The organism is Prosthecobacter dejongeii (assembly GCF_014203045.1).
Classification (GTDB): domain Bacteria; phylum Verrucomicrobiota; class Verrucomicrobiia; order Verrucomicrobiales; family Verrucomicrobiaceae; genus Prosthecobacter; species Prosthecobacter dejongeii.
Genome location: NZ_JACHIF010000001.1, coordinates 585,412 through 608,375 on the forward strand (window position 1 = coordinate 585,412; position 22,964 = coordinate 608,375).

Here is a 22,964-nt window from a genome sequence, read left to right on the forward strand (position 1 = left end):
ATGTTAGGCCGCCACACGTTTCCGAGTCACCAGCAAGGTCACCACCAGCAGCACGAACAAAAATCCCGTACTGGCTGCGAAAAAGGTGGTCAGCATGTTCCAGCCAGAACCTTCATCATGGTCGTGATCCCCATGCCCCCCCTGGGCTGCGGCGATCTGTTCCTTCGACATCTCCGTGCCGTCCTCATTGTGCGGGTGCCCATGGGCAGCATCCATGGCCACTTTGAGTGAGACACTGCCTTTGCCAGCAAAGGCAAGGGCGTAGGCCCCACGGATCACCACTTCATCCCCGGGGAAAAGCCCGCCGAGGATCTCCACAACCTGGTCGTTTTGCGCGCCTAATACGACCTTCGTTTTCACAAAAGCGTTCTTTAGGTCGTAGTCCTTGATGTACACAAACCGCTGTGCCGCATCTCCCTGTACGGCTGCACGTGGAATGGAAAGCACCCCGTCACGAGTGCTGACGACGATGCTGAATTCAGCCTTCAGCCCCGGCCGCAAAAGGCCTTCTGGATTCGGAACATGAAACGCGGCTTCCACCGTGCCCGTGGTTTCATCCGCCTCGGTGCCGATGTGAGCCAGCTTGGCCTCAAAGACCTTGTCAGGCAGCGCACTGAGACGGATGTGAGCAGACTGGCCGACTTGTAACCGCCCCGCCAGATGCTGGGGTACTTGGGCCGAAGCTTCCACCGTTTCCAGATTCACAATCTCCATCAAGGCCTGATCCGGCGAGATGGGCTGCCCCACCGCGATTTCCACCTTAGAAACCGTACCCGTAATGGGGGAGGTGAGCATCACCGTAGGTGGCGGATCACCAGGCTGGCGGCTTTCCACCCAGGCGACTTCGTCTCCTTCATCCACCGCCTGATGGGGAATGGCGAGCACCGAGAAAGCACGGCCCGGAATGCGACTGCTAACGATGGCTTTTTTACCCGGCAGGACCTCAATGTGCCCCAAGGCAAAGATGGTCTCCTCGAATGTGGTTTCTTCCGCCTCGGCGTACTGAAGTTGCAAATTCGCCACGGCGGATTCTTCGAGAATGACCGTGTTGCCGAGACGCTCGGGATCGGCAGCCACCGCTCCCATCAACGGCAATAAAAATAACCAAAAGTAGTGTTTAAAATTCATGAAAAAATGATGTTTAAAGATTCACACCCGCAGCCTTCAGCAGGCGCATGGTTAGGAAGTAGAGGAGGATGGTGAGCATGATCCCCGTCCCAAAAGCAGGCCAAAAACCACCAAGCTTTTTGATGAGCCAAGGCATCAGCAAAAACATGGGCAAGGTGGGCAACACGAACCAAAAAGTGCCAAAGGCATGTCGCCCGATGAGGGCTGAATCTTTGGTCTCCAGGTAGATCCAAATGAAGGCTAGCAGAGACGTCAGAGGCAGGGAGTGAATGATGCTGGCAGCGGAGTTGTTCCGCTTTGCGATCTCCGTCACCATCACGATGACACCGGCACTGAGGAAAAGTTTGATGAGATAGTAAGTCATGATGATTCTATCAATGGTTAGGCTTCAATGCAGGCGATTAACGCACCGCCCCGACGGCTGCATCGTAACGGATGCGCGCGAGGTGAAAGTCCCGGCTGGCATCCAGGACGGCGGTTTCGAGTTGCAACCGCTGCTCCCGCGCACGCAGCACGGTGAGGAGATCTGTTTGACCCGTTTCATAGGCCTTTTCCAGCTTATCCGTTTGCTGCTTCACCAGGGGTAAAAGCTTGTCGCGCGTCTCGCTCACCAGAGCGGCATTGGCCTCCATTTCCTGGCGGGCCGTTTCTGCTTCACTGGTGATTTCGGTAGCGAGCGCTTCCGTCTCTAGCCGCGCCCGTTCGATGCTGGCCTTCTTCTCTGCGATCTCTCCCTGATTGCGATTCCACAAGGGCAGAGGAATGGAAAAGCGAAAGCCTACAAAACCCGTGCGTTCCGTGTTGCGCGAGCTCACATCCTGCTGCTCACGGGCGGCAAAGAATCCGGCACTGACATCTTGATAACGGCGGGCATGCGCCAGCGCCGCCTCCGTCTGGGCCGCCTCGGTTTTGGCCTGGGCCAACTGATAGTCTGCACGCTGCTGCCAGGGCACACGACCCGGCATGACCAGAGCGGGGAGATCCCCTGTGAGCTTCAGCGCCTCTGTTGGACGGATGCCTAACATGGGTTTTAAGCTTCCCTGAAGACTCACCGACTCGATCTCCAGGCGACGCGCCTCCAGTTGCAGTCGCTGCGCATCCACCTGCGCCTGGGCCGCATCCAGGGGCGAAAGTTCCCCCGCCGCTGCCCGGTCTTTGGCAAACCGGGAGAGTTTGTCAGCCAGTTGCGTCTGCTGCTGGCGCAGTGCCCGCTGTTTTTCTAAAGCCAGCAGCTTCACGGCAAGGCTACGCGCCTCAGCGATGAGGCGTCTTTCCACATCCTTCACCTCCAGTTCCGCAGCCGCGACGAGCTGGGCGCTGTGCTGTTTTTCCAGGGTTAGACGGCGAGTGAGTGGAAAGGCCTGATCCACTGAAAACTCGGTGGAACGGGGGGAGACACGACTCTCGTTTTGAAACTGCACCCCCAGAGTGGGATTCGCCAGTCGTCCTGCGCCGAGCTGGCGCCCCCGCGCCTGCTCCACAGCCAGGCGTGCAGCCTTCAGTTGGGGGTGATGATCCCGCACACGCGGGGCGATTTCAGAAAGAGAAAGGGCCGAGGCCGATGAACTGGCCGCTAGGCAGAAAAGGAATAAAAGGGAACGTGACATATAAAAGAATTCGAGGTGGTAGGCGGGTCAAAGACCAGCCTGGCAAAGACAGCAGAGAGCGGGTCATCATCGTGGATGACGGCCTCAGGTCTGGACCTCAAATTCTCAGTGCGATGGAGCGTGTCAGCACCTCCGGCCATCGTCGGCCAATGCTTTGCTCCCGGGGTGGGATCAGCGCGCGGCTAGCCGTGTCGTCTCCGACTTGCAGCAGCGTCAAGGATTCCAAAATCGCGACCACCGCGAGGACGGGTAGAGGGGCTGTCGAACTTTGGGTGACTAACTGCTTGGCATCCCCCGGCTCTTTCAGCGGCGCATGTTCGTGAGTGTCCTCACGACTTTCATCGTGGTGATGAGAAGGATCTTCATCGTCATGATGGCAGGCCACACCATGGGGACCGTGGCAATGATCAAAGGCGGTGATCTCCACCTCCCCTCCACAGTCACAGATGTAGCCGCGCATCAGCCCGAAAACCTGCGCCCAGCCCAGCGCGAGAAGCGCGAGGAAGGTGAGGATTTGGTAACGAGCTTTTGAGCGCATGACAGAATAACTACGTCTATGACAGGGCCTGTTGTCAAATGTTCATCACACCCTTAGGCAGGATGAAAAACTTGCCTTAGCCCCCTCATTTCACCTAAAACAGAATCATGTATAGGCGCTGCGTTTTCCTTTTCCTGCTTTTGACTCCTTTTGCCTCTGCCCAGGAGTTACCCCCGGAGGCACGCCGCTATCATGAGATGCTGCTGAGACGCCCCCAGGCGGGCACTTTATTTGATCGCTTTCATGATACTTGGCTAGAGTCGGCCCCGGCGGATTCTCTGCTAAGTTTCCTGCAACAGCGGAGCAAGCAGCCTGAAGCCAAAGCGGCAGACCACCGGCTTTTAGCCCTCCTGCATGCCCGGCGGGGTCAAGATACCGAGGCGCTGAAAGCTCTGGAGGCCGCTCTGAAGCTTTCTCCAAAGGACCCGGATGCCTGGCTGGAAAAAGCCCGGATGCAGGCACGCGTATCCGACTTTGAAGGAGCATTACAAAGCCTGAAGGCAGCGGCGGAGGCCAACCCCGGTGAGCAACTGCGAATTGACATCGCCCGTCAGCAAGGTCGCGCCCTCCTTAGACTGAACCGCACTCCCGAGGCATTGCAAACTTGGTTAGACCTGGCCAAACAGCATCCCGAAGATTTGGACTTAACGGAAGACATCGTGGAACTGATGGCGGAGGAAGGTCTTTATATAGAAGCCGCGACGGAGGCCAAAAAACTGGTGGAGAAAACTCGTGACCCTTCCGAAAAATTGGCGCGTCAGTTGCGCCTGGGAGATTTGCTACTGCGGGCTGAAAAGCGCGATGAAGCCCTCAGTGTGCTGGAAGCAGCCCTCAGCCAAAGCGGCCAGGACTCCTGGGTGGAGGCGGACGTGCTCTCCCGCCTGGACGAAGTTTTTCGCCGGGAAGATGACCTGGAAGGACTTAAAAAACGGCTAGAGACGTTATCCACCACTCAGGCCCAGCGTGTGAATCTAGGCATCGCCTATGCCCGTGTGTTAGGGGAACTGGGTGAGGCCGATGCGGCGGCCACGCTCTTCCTCGAATGGCTGGCCCGTAACCCTGGACGCCGAGATTTGCAGGAAGCCTACATCGCCCTGCTTGAGGATTTGGATCGTATTCCCGAGGCAGCCACTCAGGCTCAGATTTTAGCCAAACAACATCCCGAAGATAAAGAGCTGCTCATCCGCCTAGCCAGCCTGCAAGAACGGCAGAAGGACCTCCCCGCCGCTCAGGCCACCCTGGCGAGTTATTTAGAAAAAAGCGCGGTCAATGGCTTGGCCCCTGAGAATGATCACCTGCGCGTCGCACGCCTTTTTGAGAACTGGGGGCTCAAAGAGGCGGCAAAAAGCGCTTATGAAAAGCTCGTCTCCGCGCATCCGCAGAGCGTCTCCGCCCAGGAGGGTCTGGCCCACTACCTGCACCGCAGTGGCGATGATGCCGCCGCGCTACTGATCTGGAAGGGCCTGGTTCAAAAAGGCGATCTGGAGGACATCCTTCGCGCAGGCCAGGCCCTGCTCGCCCATGGCCAGGCCAAAGAAGCACAGGCCCTACTGGTCACACGGGAAAAAGATCACGCCACGCAGCCACGCTACCTCGGTCTGCTGACTCAGCTAGCTCTGACTAACAAAGAGTCTGCCAAAGCTGTCCTCTGGGCGCGGGCACGCCTGGCCCTCACGGGTGAAGCTTCGGGACTGCAAGAAGCCGTCAAGCTGGCCCATCAGGCCATCCGAGATGCAGAGGCGGCACCCACCATCATCGCAGAGCTGCAAAAGCAACCGAGTTTGACCATCCCTGATCGCTGCCTTTTGGCCGAGCTGCTGGAGGAAGCCGGGCAATCCGCAGCCGCTGAGACGGCCCTCCAGGCACCCCAGGCCACCCCCGCTCAGCAACTCATGTTAGGCACGCAGCATGTGCGCCTGCTGGAGCAACGCCAGGAGTGGAAACGGGCCGCTGAGGTGCTGGCGCAGGTGATGCAACTTCCCGGCGGCATGACCAGTGACCGTGCGCAGCAACTGGCGCGTCTGCATCGGCGCACCGGCGCTTTTGACGAAGCTCTCACAGCCCTGGCGGAATGGAAAAAAATCTCTCCCGGGGCCGTGCAGCCCTGGCTGGAAGAGTCCAGCATTCTCATGGAGCAGGGCAAACAAACGGCTGCTCTGGATGTGCTGCGTGCTGCATCCCGTAAATTCAGCGAAGACAAAGAGATACTCAGTACCCTCGCCAGCGCACTGGCCTCTGCCGGCAAGATGGAGGAAGCACGCATCGCCTACATGGCCCTCTATGAGGAGACGGAAGATCCGGTGGCGCGTCTGCGCTTTTTGACGCCGCTGGCGCAGATGACTCAATACGCGGGCACGCTGCCGCGTTTGATCGAAGACTTCCAGCAGCGGCAGCGCCAAAATCGTGCCAGCCCCCTGCCCTGGTTAGCCCTAGCCACCCTTCATGCAGCCACGAACAATGATGAAGAACGCCGACGCTGTCTGTATGAGGCCTCGCGCCTCCGCCCGAGGGACCTCGCTCTGCTGTCGGAGATCGCCCGCATCGAGGAGGAAAACGGCCTGTATGCCGAAGCTCTAAAAACTCTGAATGCGGCGGCTAGCCTGGATAGCACGCCCACTACCCGGCAAAAGATCGCCTCCCTCATGATCAGCAACGGCGATGAGGAAGCGGGCTATCGCCTCATGTTTGAACTGGCAGGCGTGGCTACGGCAGATGCGCGTGCCATTGAAACCATGGCAGACACCCTTTGCGAGCATGGGCAGTGGGAGCGTGCGATCGAGCTCCTCACGCCACTGCTGCCTCGCTTTCCCAAAGACTACCGGCTACACTACCTCCATGCAGTGGCTCTAGAAGAAGAAGGCCGCCAGGGCGAGGCCATCGGCGCCTTTGTGCATCTGCTCAGTCTGCATGAGGAACTGCCCGAGGTGCTAGCCGCCCCTCCCTCTGCCACTCAGCAACCTCAAAGCTACAGTGCCCAACTGCCTAATTTACCCGAAGGCACCGCAGAGTGGATGCAGCTCCCCCATGTTTCCCACACTGCTTATCAGCACCGGCAGAAACAACGCGGCAGCTGGGGCTACGGTTTCATGCAGGTGAACCGACCCACCACCCCGGGCCTCCCCTCAGGCTGGGTGCAGCAGCCTGAAAATGTGACCAACCTCTCCGCCATGGCTCTGTATCACCTCATCCAGATCGGCCAGGGCATGAAGGAAGAGGAGCGCAGTGGGCTGGTCAAACACCTGGAAGTCGCAGGCATCCGCGAACCCGCCCTGCTGCTAGAAGTGCCCATGTATGAAGGCCAGCTAAGCATCCCGCCAGACCTGCTGGAGGCCCACCCTGAGCACCAGGCTCTGCATGCGCTTTGGCTCCTGCATCTGAACCAATTTCCTGGGGACTTTCTTCCTGAACTAAAACGCTGTGTGGCCCTGTTTAAAGACAGCTACCCCATGCTCGCCTTCCAAGCCGGCGTGGGCGCACTGGCCCTCAATGAACCGGAAGCCGATGCCCTCGCTTCCCAGGTGCTCAGCCAGTCACAAAATATCCCGGAAGGCAATGGCAACACATTCAATGCCCTGCTTACAGCCGTGCAGCGCCGTATCATCGCCTCCAATGGAGGCCCGCCCCTCTCGCCGGAGCTCTCTCAGCAGGTGCTTACACTGGCTAAGACTTGGTCCAAAACTCTCTATCAAGGGCCAGATACCAATCAACAACCCTGGGGTGCTTATGCACTCATCATGGTCTTCAAAGCATTGGGGAATGTGGAAGATGTGGCCGACCTGCTGGAGAAAGAAAATGCCCAACAGCTTAGCCGACTCTCTTCCACCCCCCGGAATCAAAGGTATCCCACCGGCTACTATGAGCCGCAGCCTTTGCCTGCTCTGTGGACCAACCTAGGTCTTGCCCCAAGCATGATTGAGCTCGTTCAACAATTGATGCAGAATAACCAATTCTCTTACAACGGCTGGATGAGAAATGGTCCCGTGGATGACGAGACCCAAGTGGCCCTGACCAAGATCGCCTCGCATCTGAAAACCCCAGAATTGCAGATCTTGATGAGCTGTATCTCTGGCCCCGCTACCTCGGCCAAAGAAAAGCTGACGCAGTGGCTGAAGCAGCCGGGACTGACTCCAGATCATTGGCTCTTTGCGGCCAGCATGGCGCAGATTCTTCAGGACCAAGCCCTCCAGATAACCTTTCTGCGAGAACTGCGCACACTCGGGCTGGACCCAGCTCTGCAATCTCCGGTGGACAACGCTGTCCTTTTCACAGCACTCCAGCAGGTGAATGCTGGCCAGCCGTTAACCGCCGAGGACAAGCCCTTCATTTTAGAGAGCCTGGAGCGCACCCGCCAGGCGATGTCTGCCAGCCAACAGAACATTTCTTTGATGGATGTGGCGGCTACCCTCGGGTTCGCGGAGCAAGCAGAACTCATCCAAAAGGCCACCGCGCCACGTGCGCAAACGGCCCGCAACAACTCCAGCGGCAATCCGTTTTCACGTTCTCACAGTCGCGGTCAACCCAGCTCTCTGACCAAACTTGAGAAGTTCCTAACCAATAAAAATTCCGACGCCACTTGGACTGAGTTTCAACAGCGGGTGCGGCGGATTGGCGAGATCTGGCTGAGTGCAGACTGGAGCAATGCCGACAATGAATTGCAGTCCCTACGCAAGATGCTGGATGCGCAGCAAGCTACCGGTCCTCTCATGGAAAAGCTCAAGGCGAATCCCGCCAAAGGCTGGCAGCAACTGCAACGTGAAGCCGCTTTCTTAGAACTCTTCGGGCTGGAAAAGGAAGCCGTCGCCGCATATGAAGCCACCCTGGCTCTGAAGGCCCGCAACAGCGAAGTCCAAACCCGACTGGCCATTCTCCTGAGCCGAAAAGACATGGACAAAGCCCTGCTCCATCTGAGCGCCATCCCTCGCCAAGATCTTAATCTCGCGCTCCAACGGCTCTCGCTGGAAATGAATCCACGCTCCCAAAGTGGCCGCGTCATCGAACACCGCTTGGCCGTCATCCGATTGATGGCCGCCTATATCGAAAAAAACCTGGACCCTAAACGACGTCTGGAACCCTCCCTCCTGGGCGTCTTTGCCCAGATGCCTAATTATGCCCAACAAGGCGAGTATGGAAACGTCTCCTTTCGCGGCCTTCATGAAGTCAGTCGCGCCGCTCAGAATCTGAGCGAAGCGGCGCAGAAGGCCAAAGACCAGCTAAGTGCTGCCCATGGCGAGCTCTGCCTGGCGCTGATGAAAATACCCATGTTAGCTCAGTGTGGTTTTGGTCCTTATGCGGGCCTTGCGCTAAAGGAAGGGCAGCCCACGGAAATGCTCGAAACCCTCGCTCGGGACATCCTCAACCGTCAAATTTTAGCCCGCCGTTATACCCCGAACATCGGTTATTGGTTTGGCCGTTCTCCCACGCGCTTCGGTGAAAATGGCAACCAAATCGCCATGCCGCAGCCTGAAGACATTTTGCTTCGGGGAATGGTCGCGCGAGGCGAAAAAGAGAAGATCGAAAGCGACTTTTTCTCCTTGGTCAAAAGAGCCCTCGGTTCCACTACGGAAAAGCAGATGCGCGCTTACGCTCAGCTCCTCACCTGCCCAGAGGCCGAGTTCCTCGCAGTCGCTCGAGACTGGCAGCGCAGTCACGCCGACCGCGGTTACTCCGGCACCAGCCAAGAGATCACCCGCATCTGGGGGCAGCGCGGTTTCAGCACTCCCATTCATGAGATCTACCTGGAACGTCTAAAGAACCCTAATTACGGCATCCAGACTCAGGAACTCACCACCTACATCCGCATGATCGCGCAGACAGGCAAAGCTGACGAAGCTAGTCGGTTCATAATCCAAATACGCGATCTTTGGTTAGGCAAAGATCGTGAAAAAAGGCGGCAGGACCTGAATCAATTTGTCCAACAACAACTCACCAATCGCCGCCATTTCTCACCCTACAATCCTAGCTCCACCTCCACTCGCTGGCAGAACTATTTCTCACTGTTGAGTGAGGTCATTCGGCGCGGGCCTCAGAGCATCGGCATCCGTGCAGCGCAGGAAGACGGCCTTATGGATGAACCCGGCCTGTTTTCCCAAGTGTGTGGAAATCTCTTTGATGAAGAACAGATCTTTGGCCCCACGGCTGAGCTCTTAGTGACCCTGGACGCGCTCCATTTCACCGGCTCCGCCCGCGACTTCCGCCTTTGGTTTAACCAAAAGGGCAATCAATACACCGCTCTCCAGACCCTGATCAATCGGATGGATGATTCAGACCCGAGAATCAAGAAAGCTCGAGATCAACTGCTGGAGGCGCTTAAAACACGACAGCCGCAAACTTTCGGCACAGATCTATTGACGTCCCTGACCTCGTCGAACTCTCAAAACCAAGGCCAGGTTTTCAAAGCATTTCTCATGCGCCGCGGTAAGGAACTGCCAGATCTCCCTGCCATCGCCAAGCTCGAGCTATCCGCTTTCATCGCTCAGCAAGGATCTAATTTTACCCGTTTCTTCGATGATGAGACCCGGGCCCTCTTGGAGCCACTGAATGCCGCAGAGCGTGAGTGGGCCCTGGAAAAAGCCGACCTGATTTTGGCCGCCAGCACCTGGGAACAGACCCGAATGGATGACTACAACAACGACGAGCTTCTTTCCAAGATCCTCCAAGACGTCGCCTTCGTAAATGTCGAAAAAGCACGCAGGCTGCTCAAGCATTGCCTTGTTCTTCTCAAACAAACTCCGGCTCAAATCCAGGCAAATGCAAATCAAGATGGCCCTGTCTCTCAACTGCTGGCCAGAATGGGCCGTGTTCCACAGCTCATGAGGGAAGTCTTGGCCATCGCTGAGGCCGAAAAATTCAATGGCGAATGGACCCGACAGTATCTGTATGCCTTGGAGGGCTATGATATCCTCAACCAACCCGCGCACATCCTCGCTCTTTTCACTGGCACGCCCTTTGTTGAAAAGGCCGAAAACTTTCGTGGACTCGTGATACCAGGGGGTTCCGAGGGCCTGGCGATGATCCGCCTGCTCACTCAATTGCGTAGCCGGAATAACACTAAAATTCTCACGCTTTTAACCACCACTCTGCAAGAGCGTCCCTCGCCGACGTTTGGCGAAAAACTGGCCCGCGCTGCCCTGGAGAGCTCCCCCACAGCGTTGGAAAACTTTATCCGCGCGAATCAGGCAGATCTGCGTCTCTTGCCAACTGCTGAGGCGGTGGGTTTGCTCAATTCACTCACTTCGACCAACTCCAAGTATGCGGAATTGCACCTGATGTCGGAAGAATTGCAAGCCACCCTGCTGCCGCTTTTTCAAGCACGCGCGGCGGAAGATAAAAAGGTGCTGGAAAGCTTCCTGGATGCCCCCAGTCTGGCATCTTCAGGTCAATACCTGGGGAACAATCAGGAGCTGGCTCCGAAGCTGCGCCGCTACATCCGTGTCTCCCCCAAAGAAGCTCGGCAGGTCTATGAAAAGCTGACCCTTCTCATTGCCGCAGAATCTCGCACACAGACTGGTAATTCCCCTTCACATACCCCACTGAGTAATTGGTTGAATCAATGCGCTGTCATTCCAGAACTGTTTCAAATGGCAATGGAACGCGCGGAAAGTGAAGGTCTGCTGAATGAAATGGATTGGCTGAATAACACTCTAGGATCACTCCATGTAGAAGGACAAATGGACCAGTCTGCCAAACTACTGGCTTTCTTTAACAACTCCCCTTTTCTGAATGAAGCACAGACCTTCCGCACCTATTCTCTGATAGGAAACTCCAAGAGCTCTTTTCTCGCCTATTTGGCTACGATCATTAAAGGCAAAAAAAACTTCCCTGCACTGATCTTAGAATCGTTAGGAGAAAGACCTGAAACCTTTGGAATCAAGCTCCTGCGCTGCCTTCTGAATGAACAGCCACGAAAGGAACTGGCGGCTTTTGTTAAAAGCCACAGCGATGAAATCACCCAAATGCCAGCAGTTTCCCGGGCCGATTTTGACCTGCTGTTAGAGTCAGAGCTCAGCCCCCTCATCGTCTATGCGGGTGACTCCCCCATTCTTCACGTACTGCTCCAAAAACAGCGGGAAAGAGCGGAAGACACGCGCATGACCTTGCTGACTCTTTCAGATAACGAGGGCATCCAAAATCGAAGCCAGAATAATCTGCTAGCTCAGGATCTGGCTTTGATCGCGCAGCACAATCCCAACGGCGTAAAGAATGTAGTCCAACATCTTGTTAGTCTGCTCTCAAAGACAGAATCAAATGATGCGAATAAAAACAACCCTGTAAGAACGAAATTGGGCAGCTTCCTGCAAAATCTCAAACTGGATCCTGGCCTGTGGCCCTGGATGGCTCAAGAGGCGCAAAAACAGGGTATTGATCAGCATTCAGAGTGGTTGGGTGTCGCCTACTGTGGCAACTACTTTCAGGGGCGCGAGACGGATAGCGCTTTCATTCTCGATGCCTTCGCACGCTCCGGTTTCTTCCATGAAGCCGCCGACTTTAACCCTCTTCCTGGGTTGGGCGGCACTGCCTATTCAAGCCTGCTGCATTTTTGCATCGCCCGACTGAAGCTAGAGGATATCAACGCAGATCTTCAGGACTATTTAGCGCAGCAAAAGTCCCGCACCTTTGGCATGGACCTCCTCTTGGCTTTAACGGAGTCGGATCGCAACCAAGCACTCAATGATTTCGCCAAGCGTCGTGCGAAGGATTTCGCACTTCTTCCTGCGGAATCCAAAACTCTTTTGATGACCGCCCTGGAAGTCTCCTGGACATCTCTCCGCACGTCTCAAGAATTTCCCCCCGAGGTGCGCGAGGCACTGCAAAGCGTTTTAGAAGCTAGGCAAAAGAAGGAAAATTCACTTCTAGATTCGTTGCTGGCGGCAAAGGACTTGGGAAGTCTGAAAATGCCTGAACAGCTTCTCTACAGCAACACCAAGACCTTGATCCGCAAACTGGTCGCAGAGAAGAACCAAGCTCAAGCGTTGCAGGTCTTCAATAAAGTATCGGAGTTACTGGAGGCCTCGCCCATGTCTAGAAACATGATACCCGCGCCATCCGATAACACGGGCAGGACGCTACGATCATCCTTTTTGTTAAACTGCATCACCCCTGCTGACTATGAGATGTTGGCTTTTGGCATCCAGGCTTTCAATGCGGATAAGTCGGGTCAACTCGCCCACAGTGGTTGGGCGGTGGACTATAACTGGGCGTTTTATCTGCACCAGCGCTGGCAGGCCTACGGAGGCAGGGCTGACCCGGCTTTGGCTTTGGAGAAACTGATGGAGGAATTGCACAGTTGGCTCAAAGACGAACCTATTCCCCTGATGGCGCTTGCGTTTCACGGCTTGTTGACTTACGCGAGCCAGGCTGACCGACAGGCCTTCCTCCAGTGGTCAGAAAAACTGCCCGCCGCTCATCCCTGCAAGGCTTTGGCCCGTGAACTGGAAATCGCCGCCAAACTTTACTTGGAGGCTTATCCGGAAGGGATCAGTCCTCAGGGTACCTGCGCCATCCGTGGCCATACCGCCCATGAACCGTTATGGAGCCACTACCGTAAAGTCATCATGAATGAGAAGCTGAACCCGCAGGTGCGTTTAGCCCTGGGTCACCATCTCTGTGTGACTTATCCCTGGGCAATACCTGGGGAGGTGGTGATGCCCCTCACGCGTCTCCTGGCCACTGAAAATCTACAAGGACACGCGGTGAAGAGCAATACTCTGGCTGCGGTGATGCGTTGTTTTGGCCGCTTGCCTGTGACGGCAGAATGGAGGGAAACCGCACAGATGCTATGGGATGGCTGGGTAAAAAAGCAAAATGCCAAAAGAGATCCCTCTGGCCGGCCTGTGATGTTTGGCGTGAGCTTTGAAGCCCGCTTTGCCATGCTGCATCTCGCTGGCAAGATGAAGAACGATGCCTGGATTGATGTCATGCTGAGCAAGCAAGCATCCTACATGCTCCAAAACCGCTCCATCATCGCCGTCCTAGTGGATGCAGGCTACCCTGAAAAGGCTGCGGCCTTGCTGAAAGAACACCACGCTTCCATGCACGCCTGGCAGTCCGGCATCTACACCTGGCACCCAGACATGCGTAAGCAGCTTCCCGCTTTCCTTGCGGCCTGCAAGGACCCGCAACTCGCCCTGCTGGGGGAACTCATCGTGCTGCAAGCCAGCGATCCACACCCCGCTCTATTACGCGCCTTTAAAGAACCGGAAACGCTGGCCAAACGCATCGGCAAGCTGGCACCCAAAATCCTGAAGACTCGCTTTACGCATGACGACATCCAGATGCATGCCGTAAGCATGGTGGCCAACTACGCACCGCTCGCTGCCCTGGATCATTTGGGTGACTGCTGCACCGAGGCGTCTAACAAAATATCCGTCCAAGACCTGATCACCCTGGAGGACTCCGGCATTCGCGCGATGCAGGAATATATTCTTTCCACTCATTTTGTGAGACAAGCCCTTCAAGGCAACTTGAAGCCGTGGATCGAAGCTATCACCACGCTGACGCAGGGTGAATCTGCGGACTCTTACACCAGCCGCAGCACCCTCACCGACTTGATTAACTACCCTGCCGATGCCATCACAGCCCTGTGGGAACGAGGCGAAGGTAGGAATGCGAAACTGTGGCTGCCTTTTTTTGAAAAGTACCTCCTTCTCGGTCGGGCGCAACAAAGCTATCAAATGGAGACCGCCATCAGCTTTGCCTACTTTCTGGCCACACAGACGGAAGGTGGGCTAGAAGCCTGGAAGAAGACTTTGTCCCCCCAGCAGATCAAGCAGTATGAGGACATGCTGTCCAAGAATGACCGGATTTTAATCCTTGCGGACTCTTATGTGGGAGAGAAAGGCAGCCCCGCACGTCTCAAAGATGAGCAGCGGGTGAAGCTCATGGTCAGCCTATTCCCCTCTCTCCGTCGAACTCAGAACTACCCGCTTCTGGAGAAGATCCAGAACAAGTATCAACTGCTCACCCATGCCGAAATGATGGCACAAGCGCAGGCCCTTCATGAGTCTGGTAATCCGAAATGGATGAGGACGTATCAGCTTATTGAAAGCTCATGGACAGCAGGGGCAGCCGCAAAAGCGGAGCCGCTCTTCGATCTCATGCTGGCGGATAAAGACCTCAAGCCCATGGATAAGAACCTCATTTTGATGCGCAAGGCTGCCTTCCAGATCCGCCTTGGGAAGAAGGCTGCCGCCGCGACTACCCTGACTGAAATAGACACGGACAAACCCGCACCTCTCATGCCTGAAGAGATGCAGAATCTCCAGCGCATGCTCAATGCGCTGCAGTAGCGTCTTCACCTTCTTATTCGTCCTGGCTCACTCGGCTCTGCACATCCACGGGGGAGTCGTGTTCATCCTGTTTCTCCACAGGCTGGACTTTGATCTCCACCGTGACGGGCACGGCCCGCAGGCCTTCGATGATCTTTTGCAGACGCTCAATGGAGATGTCTGAAAGCGTGGGGTTAGCCACGGCCTGCTCAATCTTTTCCAGCCCGGCAGTGAAGGCGCTCATCTGCCCCGTGATGCGGCTGACGGGATCATTTTCACCCCCACCTCCAGCGAGGAGATTGCGACCGAAGGTGCGCTTGATCTCCATCCACCGGACTTGGTCAGCCTCACTGGCCAAGGCATTGATCTCGCGCCATTTCAGCAGGTTCGCCTCAGCGGATTGGCTGAGTGTTTGTGACTCACCCCGGTAGTGATCCTCAATGAGAGACTGCACCTCCGCCGCCGTCATGAGCGGCTGGATCTTCTCAGAGATCTTGTTCATGTTGCGGTAGCTGCCCTGGAGCTTGAAAGGCGGCTCCGTGCGGTAGGCATCCTCCATGGCCGCGCTGCGGATGTACTCTTGATTCACCCGCAAGATGACTTCGCGCACCTTCAGCAGCTTTTCCATGACCGCCACGCAGTCATTGATGTCTTCGGCGCTTTGATTGCCCTCAAACTCAATGCCTTCGCGATTGCCCGTCATGGCGATCTTCAGTACGGCCAGCGCATCTTTGTGGCTGCGGGCCGCCACGCGTGCCAAGGCCGGATTGCTGGTGAGTGAGTTCTCAATGTAGCTGTCTTTAAAGGCCGCTTCATGACCGCCGAGGATGTCGCCCAGGTTGTAAGTATCGGCACGGTTGGCCAGCATGTCCGGCACTTGGAATTTACCGCCGACTTCGGTGTAGGGATTACCTGCCATGACAACGGCAACCTTGCGGCCACGCAGATCGTAGGTCTTGGCTTGGCCCTGGAAGACACCTTCGATCTTGCGCGTGCCATCGCAGAGAGAGATGAACTTTTGCAGGAACTCGGGGTTCGTGTGCTGGATGTCATCCAGGTAGATCATCACATTGTCCCCCATCTCGAGCGAGAGGTTCAGCTTCTCCACCTCCTCACGGGCGCTCGCATTCGGGGCCTCTGCGGGGTCCAATGATGTGACCTTGTGACCGATGGCCGGACCATTGATTTTAACCAAGGTGATGCCCAGGCGGCTGGCCACATACTCCATGAGCGTGGTCTTGCCATAACCGGGGGGTGAAATGAGCAGCAGCAGGCCCATGCGATCCGTGCGCGTGTCGTTGCCCACAGCACCGATCTGCTTGGCCAAATTCGCCCCGATGATGGGCAAGTACACCTGATCAATGAGGCGGTTGCGCACAAAGGAACTGAGCACGCCAGCCTTGAACTGATCCAGCCGCAACTCGGTGCGACGCTGCTGGGCGAGGTCGTGCTTCAGCTTTTGAAAACGCTCATAATCCGGAACAATGCTTTGGTCATAACGCTGCAGGCGCGCGGTGAATTCGTGGTAATCCAGCTCCAGCTTCGCCTCCTGAATGCGCGGATGAGTGCCGGTGAAACCCGTGAGCGTGGCGCGTGAAGGAGGTGAAGCAGGCAAGGCTACTGGAGGCTGATCCTTCAGCACCAGCAGCGCTGCGGCCTCCACCAACAGACCAAAATCCGTGGTCGAATGCAGCGCGCGCAGCCAGTCGAGAGCGATCTCAAAAGCCAGCCAAGGCTGAGCGGTCAAGGCTTCTAAACTGGCTTCAAAGTCTTGAGCGGCTCGTTTCACTGTGAGCTCCTTGCGGAAGGAACGCATCAGCTCCACCGCCGCACTGGAGCGCGTGACCGGCAGCGTGGGATGTTTGCTGGAAAGATGCTGAAGCTCATCCGTCAGACAGGCTGCGACAGCCGTGTGGAGAGACGGTGAGGAAGTATCGCCAAGCTCATGGATGCCTGTGAGGCGACTGCACTCCGTGGCGACACGGGCCGCCAGGGCCGCATTCACCTCCACGGTTGCATGGCCTAACAAATCACGCATTCGCCCCTTCGCCATCATGCGGGCGGCCAGGGCCTGTTTTTCAGCCGAGTCTTCCCAGCCATGCCAGACCAGCAGGGCCAGCCCTCGCACTTGAGGGGAATGTTTTAGCAAGCCCAGAGCAGCCTGCATTTCCAGCAGAGGCTGTAGGATCAGCGCCGCATCATGGTCATGCACGCCTTTGGTATAACCTTCATGGTAACGCGGGGCCATGAAGTCCGGAACGGCCTGGGGTGAAAAAGGCGTGCCGGATTGCAGGAACTTCCACGCGAGATATTCCGCCCGGTAAACGCTGTCGTTTTCAGAAACCACCGCCTGGTTCCACACATGCCGCAGCGCCTCCAATTCAGGATGCGTGACGGCCTCAAAATACCGGGTGCCCGTGAGATGAAAGGCGAGACCTTCATCACGCGGCAGGATGGTGAGCTCCAGGGGCTGGCGATTGACGCTGAACTTGTGCTTGCCGAGCTGGATCAAGTCCCCGCCATTCACAAACAGCTCCGCCTTGTCGCGGATCTGCTTCAGCGAGTCTTGGTGGAGGGTTTTCAGCTTCGTCTGAAGTTCGTCTGCGCGGACGCTGTCGCCCATTTTGCGCAGCTCTTCGATCAAGTCCCGCAACTTGGCCACCATGGCGTCCCCTGCGATCCAGGCATGCACTTCCTCCGGCTTGGCAAAGGCCGCCAGGCGATTGCGCACGCTGGTGAGGATGCGATCTGCCGACTGGCCTAACGACTGCGCACGGCGATTGCGCGCCTCTACCAGAGACAAGCGACGGGATTCAAAGGCACTATTGATTTCATCCCGCTTGGTGGTGAGCTCGGCCGCGTATTCATCGAAATCCGAAAAGCGGCTTTCCAGTTCCTCGATCTGCACCATCACGCGAGTCAGAGATTCATCGCACTTCTCCGGTGTAGTCGCCACTTCGAGGAAGTTCAGCACGCTCTGATTCAGCAGGCTGAGCTGGGCCTGGAACTGCGCGGCCCCTTCCACCTTGGCCAGATCATTCCGGCGATTTCGCAGCACGGAGCGCACTTGATTCAGTTGCGCAAACAGCGTGGAGATGGCCTCGATGATGCGGGTGGTCTCCGTGGCATCTTTGATCTTTAAACTGCTGACGATGCCCGTGAGCATTTCCAGCTCGCTGCTGGACTTCGCCAAAGCTTCTTCCACCTCTTGAGCCTCAGTGACTTTGTGCAGCGTGGGCACGCGTGTCTGCTGCTCAGTGATCTGCTGGCGATAGGGGTCCAGTGCCTCGGGCTTCAGCAGGAAGGCCACGCATCTTTCAGAGAGCTTATCCGTCGCCTCCGCCACACCTGTGTCCATGCGGGCGATAGTCTCCAGATCCACGTAGCGCACATCTCGCAGGGCGATGATTTGGCCTCGCAGTTCACGCAGCGTGGCCAGCAGGTGGACATAGGCCAGGATGTTATCGGGATCACTCCCGCCGGCCGCGCTGAGGCTTTTATTGACCTGCGTTTGCAGGGCCTCGGTCTGGTCTGCCGCGGCTTTGCGCATGCGGCGGACTTTCTCAAACTCACCCAGGGCTGCCTCGGCGGTGGTCTTGATTTCAACAAGGGATTCCTTGAGCTTTTGCGCCTCTTCACGATCCACCCAGAAGTAACTGTCGGCGATGTCACCCGCGCTGCGGGCTAGCTCGACGTAAAGTCCTGAAAAGGAATCGTCCTTCGCCAGCAGCGTCAGCACGCCATTGCACTCGGCCATGCAGCGGACGATTTCGGCATTGCCGATCTTGCTGAGAAAGGTCTGCGACTTCGCATGCGGGCTGTCCTGCTGCGTCACAAAGGGCGTGCGCCAAGACTGCACCAAGTGGTGCTTGCGTGGCTCCTCATCACCCTGAAAAAGGATGAGCTCACCCGATGGGAAAAGGCTATACCCATGGCAAATGATGGGCGTGGCAACGCTCTGCGTGATGAGGTTATAACTCAGCAGCAGGTAGGAACCGCTCTCCAAATGGCTGAAGACAAAGAGCGTGTCCTCGCCATTGGCAGCAGCGATGCGGCGCTCGAAACGCATGGGCGGCAGGCCCGTTTCAAAACGCTTCACCTCACCGGTTTGCAGCACATACCCATGCGGGAAAACGAGGCCGTGACCATCCGGCAGCAGCACGCAGGATTCAGCAATGCTGTCAATGCGATGCGCCTCACGCGTGCGCTCATTGAAGACCAGGTAACGCCAGTTTTTTTCCTGATAAGGCAGCACCTTCATCAGGATGAGATTGCCCACGATGGCGTAGTGGATTTCGGCATCGTCCAGGGTCTGGTCCGCATTGTCCACGGGCTCGTTGTAGATGCCGCGTCCAGTCTCCGTGTTGTTTTCCACCTTCACGGTGAGGTCACCGCCGACGGCTTCCACAAACACCCGGTCCTCAATGCTGATGTGAGGATGCAGGCCGTGGCGATACATCTCACGCCGCGCCCGTTTCCACTCGAACTCCTGATGCGTGGGGAAAGCAAATTCGTGGTCAAAGCGATTGCCCAGGTATTTGATCGTACCCGCCTCGTCATCAATGAGCCACTTGAAGGTCTTCACCTCCGTGGCCCCACGGCCCACCTGCATGCCCATGTAGAGATGCGGGCCGATGCGGTGAAACTTCAGGAAGGACGCACTCTTGTAATAACGATAAAGGTAATCAAAGTCCTCCGCGAAACCCTTGTCTGCGAGTAGGTCATCCTTGTTCGGGTGAAAGCTGTGGTCATCCGCCTGGAAGTCATAGACAGCAAACACATCCGCCACGTGCATCTGCGTGCGCAGCCCCAGGTGGACATTGTAGCCGAACAAAAAGCGTTTCGGCCCGATGGCGACCATGTCCCGAGGCACACAGTTGTTTTCCGTGGTCAGACGCGTCGTCGCCAATAGGGTCGTATCAATGCCACCGAATTCCGCTTTGCGATCCGCATTCAGCAGATCCAGACGGCGTTGTAGTTCTGCACCATGCTTGTCCAGACGCTGACGAATGACTTCGTAAGCGCCCGCTTCCAGCTTGGCCGCAGGAGCCTGGGGTGTAGGGGCAGAGGTTGGCGTATCAGCCATGACGAATCTTTAAAGGGGTTGTCAAAATGGGGGCCGTTAGGAAGGATGCGGCGTGTGCTGGTACGGAACCCCGTTGGGGTTCCTCCAGAGAAGAGGTGGCGGCGCTCTTGCGAACCAGGGTAGCCGCTGCGCGGCAACCCTTCGCTAAGGTACGGTGTGCCGTTGGCACACAGCAGAAATGTCTCCGGCACGATGAGATAACCATGATGCCCGCAGCCACCGGCCCTGTCCCCCAAAGCCCAAAGGGCTTTTGGATTCCAGCGAAGGGTTGCCGCGCAGCGGCTACCCTGGTGCTAGAAGCCCAAGCGCACCAATGAAAGAGGAACCCTGAAGGGGTTCCGTCCTGGTCGGTCCACGCCATGCTCTGACGCGGCCGACGGATCTGCCCACGGCCACTCCAGGACCATGGCCAGAGCCGGATCCTATCGAAGCCCCCAGCCATGGCAGGAAAAGCATTCATATTCCTCAAACGGACCTGTGATTGAAAGGAACCCCGCTGACGCAGGGTTGATGAAATGTCACTTCTTGAGGGCCTTCCCGGCCAGCAGGCCGCTCACGGTCTGCTCGGCCAGACCAAAACGGGAGGCCGCACCAAACATGCCCGTGAGCTTGTTCAGGGTGGTTTCATCCGGATTCAGGCTAATGAGCTTGGCAAAGAGAGCGCTCAGGGTGAGGTTTTTGGTATCTTCACTGGTTAGGCCAAACTGATCCACCAGGGTCTTGAGCTGGGCCTTGAAGTACTCAGGGTCGCCATTGAAGAAGGTCTCCTTCACATCGGTGAGCGTGCGGCTGCCTTCGACGAAACGGTCCACCGCCCGGGCATTGCCGATGGCGTTGGTGATCTTGTCGAAGAACTGGGTTTCGCCGCCGACGATCTCGATCTTCGCGGACTTCATCGCTTCGCCCAGCACGATGGCCTGCTGCTGCGCGATATCCTTCTGGATGTTGATCTGAGCGAGTTCGACCGCCTTGTCTTTTTCCAGGGTGAGCTTGAACTCTTCGTGCTCGCGACCGGCATCTTCCAGCAGCTTCATGGCCTGAGCTTTCTTTGTGATGCCATCGGCCTCGGCAGCCAGTTTGAGCTGAGTGACCTCGGCATCCACCGTGCCCTGTTTTTGCGAGGCTTCGGCTTTGGCCATGAGCACCTGGGCTTCGCCCAATCCCTGGGCAGCAGCCTGTGCGGCCTTGCCTTCCGCCAAGGCTTTTTCAGCCGTGGCTTCACGCGTGGCAGATTCCTGCCGGGCCTCGGCCAGGGTCAGCATTTCCTGAGCGCGAAGCTGGGCAGATTCCTTGGAGGCATCCGCCGCCTTGATGGAGGTGTAGGCTTCTTGATCAGCGACCAAACGAGCGGCTTCCTTCGCGGCTTCGGCTTCCTTGATCTTCTGGATCAACTGTTCCTGGGCGTTCTTTTCCGCATTGGTGAGGGCCACCTGCTTCTCGCGGTCCGCCGTGGCAAAGGCCTCGGTGTCCTTGATCTTCTGCTGCTCGACGACGACGGTTTTTTCCAGCACCACGCGGTCTTTAATGACCTCCTGGATGTTCTTCTTCTCCACTTCCACGGCCTTCTCTTTCTCGATGGTCTTCAGCGTGGTGATGCGCTCGCGCTCGATGACTTCCAGGTCGCGGTCGCGGGTGACACGTTCGATCTCGACAGCATCCGTGCGCTCCTTGTTGCGCTGGGCCACCAGCACCTGGCGGTCTTTGTTCTCGGTGGCGATGGCGATCTCTTCATCCGTGGCGATCTTCGCACGCTCAGATTTCAGGCGTTCTTCAGACTGCACCTTCAGCGTCTCGGCCTCTTCACGCGCCTTCACGCTTTCGACATCGCGCTTCTGCTTGGCCTCCGTTTCGGCAAGCTGACGCTCCAGTTCCAGGATGGCCTCGCGAGCCTTCACGTCCTGTTGCTTGATGATCTGCTCCTTGTCGCGCTGGATGTGGTTGGCCAGCTTCGCCTGGGTGGCAGTGAGCTCGGTGATCTTTTTGATACCCTCGGCATCGAGGATGTTTTGAGGATCCAGGTTTTCGAGCTGGGTCTGCTCCAGGAAGTCAATGGCGCAGTCGTCCAGGGTGAAGCCGTTCAAATCGGTACCGATGACCTTGAGGATCTCAGTTTTGAAATGGTCGCGCTCATTGTAAAGCTGCACAAAGTCGAAGCGCTTGCCGACGGTTTTGAGAGCTTCAGAAAACTTCGCATCGAAGAGGGTGCGCAGAGTGTCAATGGCGGAGGCACGCACGCAGCCGATGGACTGGGCCACCCGCTTCACGTCCTCATCAATCTTGTTGATCCTAACAAAGAATGCGACCTTGATATCCGCCCGGATGTTGTCCTTGCAGATGAGCCCTTCCGTGGCCTTGCGCTCGATCTCGATGCGCTTCACGGAGATGTCCATGTATTCGGCCTGATGGGCGATGGGGATGATCATCATGCCATTGAAAGAGACCTTCGTTCCACCAATGCCGTTGCGCACGATGGCTTGGCCCTGCTGCACCTTTCGAAAGAAACGCGAGATGAGGATCAGGATCCCAAAGACGATGAAAAGACCGATCAGTGCCGCAAAGGCAAAGGCGGTGATCTCTAGACCAAATACGGCGAGAGGCGGGTGGGTAGCATTCATGGGAGTGTGTGAGGTTGAATGGATTGGACGTAATAATAGGAGCCTTCGGGAGACGCCTCGAGGACACGGATACGGTCCCCTTTCTGCAAAGGAGATTGGCCAGGCTGTAGCCGGGCATTGATGAGCGCAGGTGCGCCCTCTTGCCGTACTTCTACCTGACCATGCTGATCATCCAAAACGGTGGTGGTGACCACCCCGGCCTGCCCCACGATGGCGACACTTTCCGTATCCACATCGCTCATGGCCGCGAAGAGTTTAGCCACCGGGTAGGTGATCAGCTTTGTTGCAGCCAGGCTCAAGATTCCGCCAGGAATCAGCAGCAGAGCAGCCGTGGCGAGACTGCGTTCACCCGCCTCCCCATTGAAGCGATAATTCAGGATCAGGCCTGCCAGCCAGAGGAAGAGAATGAAGAAGCTGCCCCAGATGGCGATGGGCACCTGCGAGAAGCCCAGGAACTTCCCTGCTGTGAGCATGGCCCCACCGAGAGAACTGCCGCCGTGATCCGCTGAAAGGTCAGGCATGTCCGAGCCACCATCAAGAAGATCGAGATCAAAATCCAGCGCTCCCACCATGACCATCAGCCAATAAAACATCACCATGCCTAACAACGCAGTGAGCGGTAGGTGATGGGTCGCAAAGGCTTCTTGAATGAGTTCGATCACAGCTTGAATGGCCGTGATTTAAGCAGGACGACTCAAAAGGTGCATTATAAATTCACTGCATCTT

Annotated in this window: 8 protein-coding genes; 1 reads left to right on the plus strand and 7 read right to left on the minus strand. The window is 56.8% G+C overall.

What is annotated here, in order from left to right:
• Window positions 1-3: 3 nt before the first annotated feature.
• The 4 genes from HNQ64_RS02180 to HNQ64_RS02195 form a co-directional block, all read right to left on the minus strand.
• The gene (locus tag HNQ64_RS02180; protein ID WP_184204760.1) at window positions 4-1,128 is read right to left on the minus strand and encodes an efflux RND transporter periplasmic adaptor subunit; all 1,125 of its coding nucleotides are present in this window, start codon (window positions 1,126-1,128) and stop codon (window positions 4-6) included.
• A 13-nt stretch (window positions 1,129-1,141) separates the two neighbouring features.
• On the minus strand, window positions 1,142-1,492 hold the full coding sequence (locus HNQ64_RS02185) for a DUF3147 family protein (protein WP_184204762.1): 351 nt from the start codon (window positions 1,490-1,492) through the stop codon (window positions 1,142-1,144).
• Between the two features lie 37 nt (window positions 1,493-1,529).
• Window positions 1,530-2,735: a TolC family protein gene (locus tag HNQ64_RS02190; protein WP_184204764.1), complete on the minus strand. Its 1,206-nt coding sequence runs from the start codon at window positions 2,733-2,735 to the stop codon at window positions 1,530-1,532.
• A gap of 97 nt (window positions 2,736-2,832) precedes the next feature.
• The gene (locus HNQ64_RS02195) at window positions 2,833-3,273 is read right to left on the minus strand and encodes a hypothetical protein (RefSeq protein WP_184204767.1); all 441 of its coding nucleotides are present in this window, start codon (window positions 3,271-3,273) and stop codon (window positions 2,833-2,835) included.
• A 140-nt stretch (window positions 3,274-3,413) separates the two neighbouring features.
• Between HNQ64_RS02195 and HNQ64_RS02200 the strand changes: the two genes are divergently transcribed.
• The gene (locus tag HNQ64_RS02200; RefSeq protein WP_184204770.1) at window positions 3,414-14,558 is read left to right on the plus strand and encodes a tetratricopeptide repeat protein; all 11,145 of its coding nucleotides are present in this window, start codon (window positions 3,414-3,416) and stop codon (window positions 14,556-14,558) included.
• Between the two features lie 13 nt (window positions 14,559-14,571).
• Here the strand turns inward: HNQ64_RS02200 and HNQ64_RS02205 are convergent, their stop codons facing one another.
• From HNQ64_RS02205 to HNQ64_RS02215, 3 genes are all read right to left on the minus strand, one after another.
• A complete protein-coding gene (locus HNQ64_RS02205; protein WP_184204772.1) occupies window positions 14,572-19,623 on the minus strand; it encodes a DNA repair ATPase in 5,052 nt (1,683 codons plus the stop codon).
• A gap of 518 nt (window positions 19,624-20,141) precedes the next feature.
• Window positions 20,142-22,238 carry a flotillin family protein gene (locus HNQ64_RS02210; RefSeq protein ID WP_184204774.1) on the minus strand — a complete coding sequence of 699 codons (2,097 nt, stop codon included), beginning with the start codon at window positions 22,236-22,238 and terminating at the stop codon, window positions 20,142-20,144.
• Window positions 22,235-22,900: a DUF1449 family protein gene (locus HNQ64_RS02215; protein ID WP_184204776.1), complete on the minus strand. Its 666-nt coding sequence runs from the start codon at window positions 22,898-22,900 to the stop codon at window positions 22,235-22,237. Before HNQ64_RS02215 ends, HNQ64_RS02210 begins: the two co-directional genes overlap by 4 nt.
• Window positions 22,901-22,964 lie beyond the last annotated feature (64 nt).

Excerpts from the sequence above, each read along its gene's own strand:
- HNQ64_RS02210 (WP_184204774.1), bottom strand. The coding sequence starts at position 22,238 with ATGAATGCTACCCACCCGCCTCTCGCCGTATTTGGTCTAGAGATCACC.
- HNQ64_RS02205 (WP_184204772.1), bottom strand. The coding sequence starts at position 19,623 with ATGGCTGATACGCCAACCTCTGCCCCTACACCCCAGGCTCCTGCGGCC.
- HNQ64_RS02190 (WP_184204764.1), bottom strand. The coding sequence starts at position 2,735 with ATGTCACGTTCCCTTTTATTCCTTTTCTGCCTAGCGGCCAGTTCATCG.
- HNQ64_RS02185 (WP_184204762.1), bottom strand. The coding sequence starts at position 1,492 with ATGACTTACTATCTCATCAAACTTTTCCTCAGTGCCGGTGTCATCGTG.
- HNQ64_RS02180 (WP_184204760.1), bottom strand. The coding sequence starts at position 1,128 with ATGAATTTTAAACACTACTTTTGGTTATTTTTATTGCCGTTGATGGGA.
- HNQ64_RS02195 (WP_184204767.1), bottom strand. The coding sequence starts at position 3,273 with ATGCGCTCAAAAGCTCGTTACCAAATCCTCACCTTCCTCGCGCTTCTC.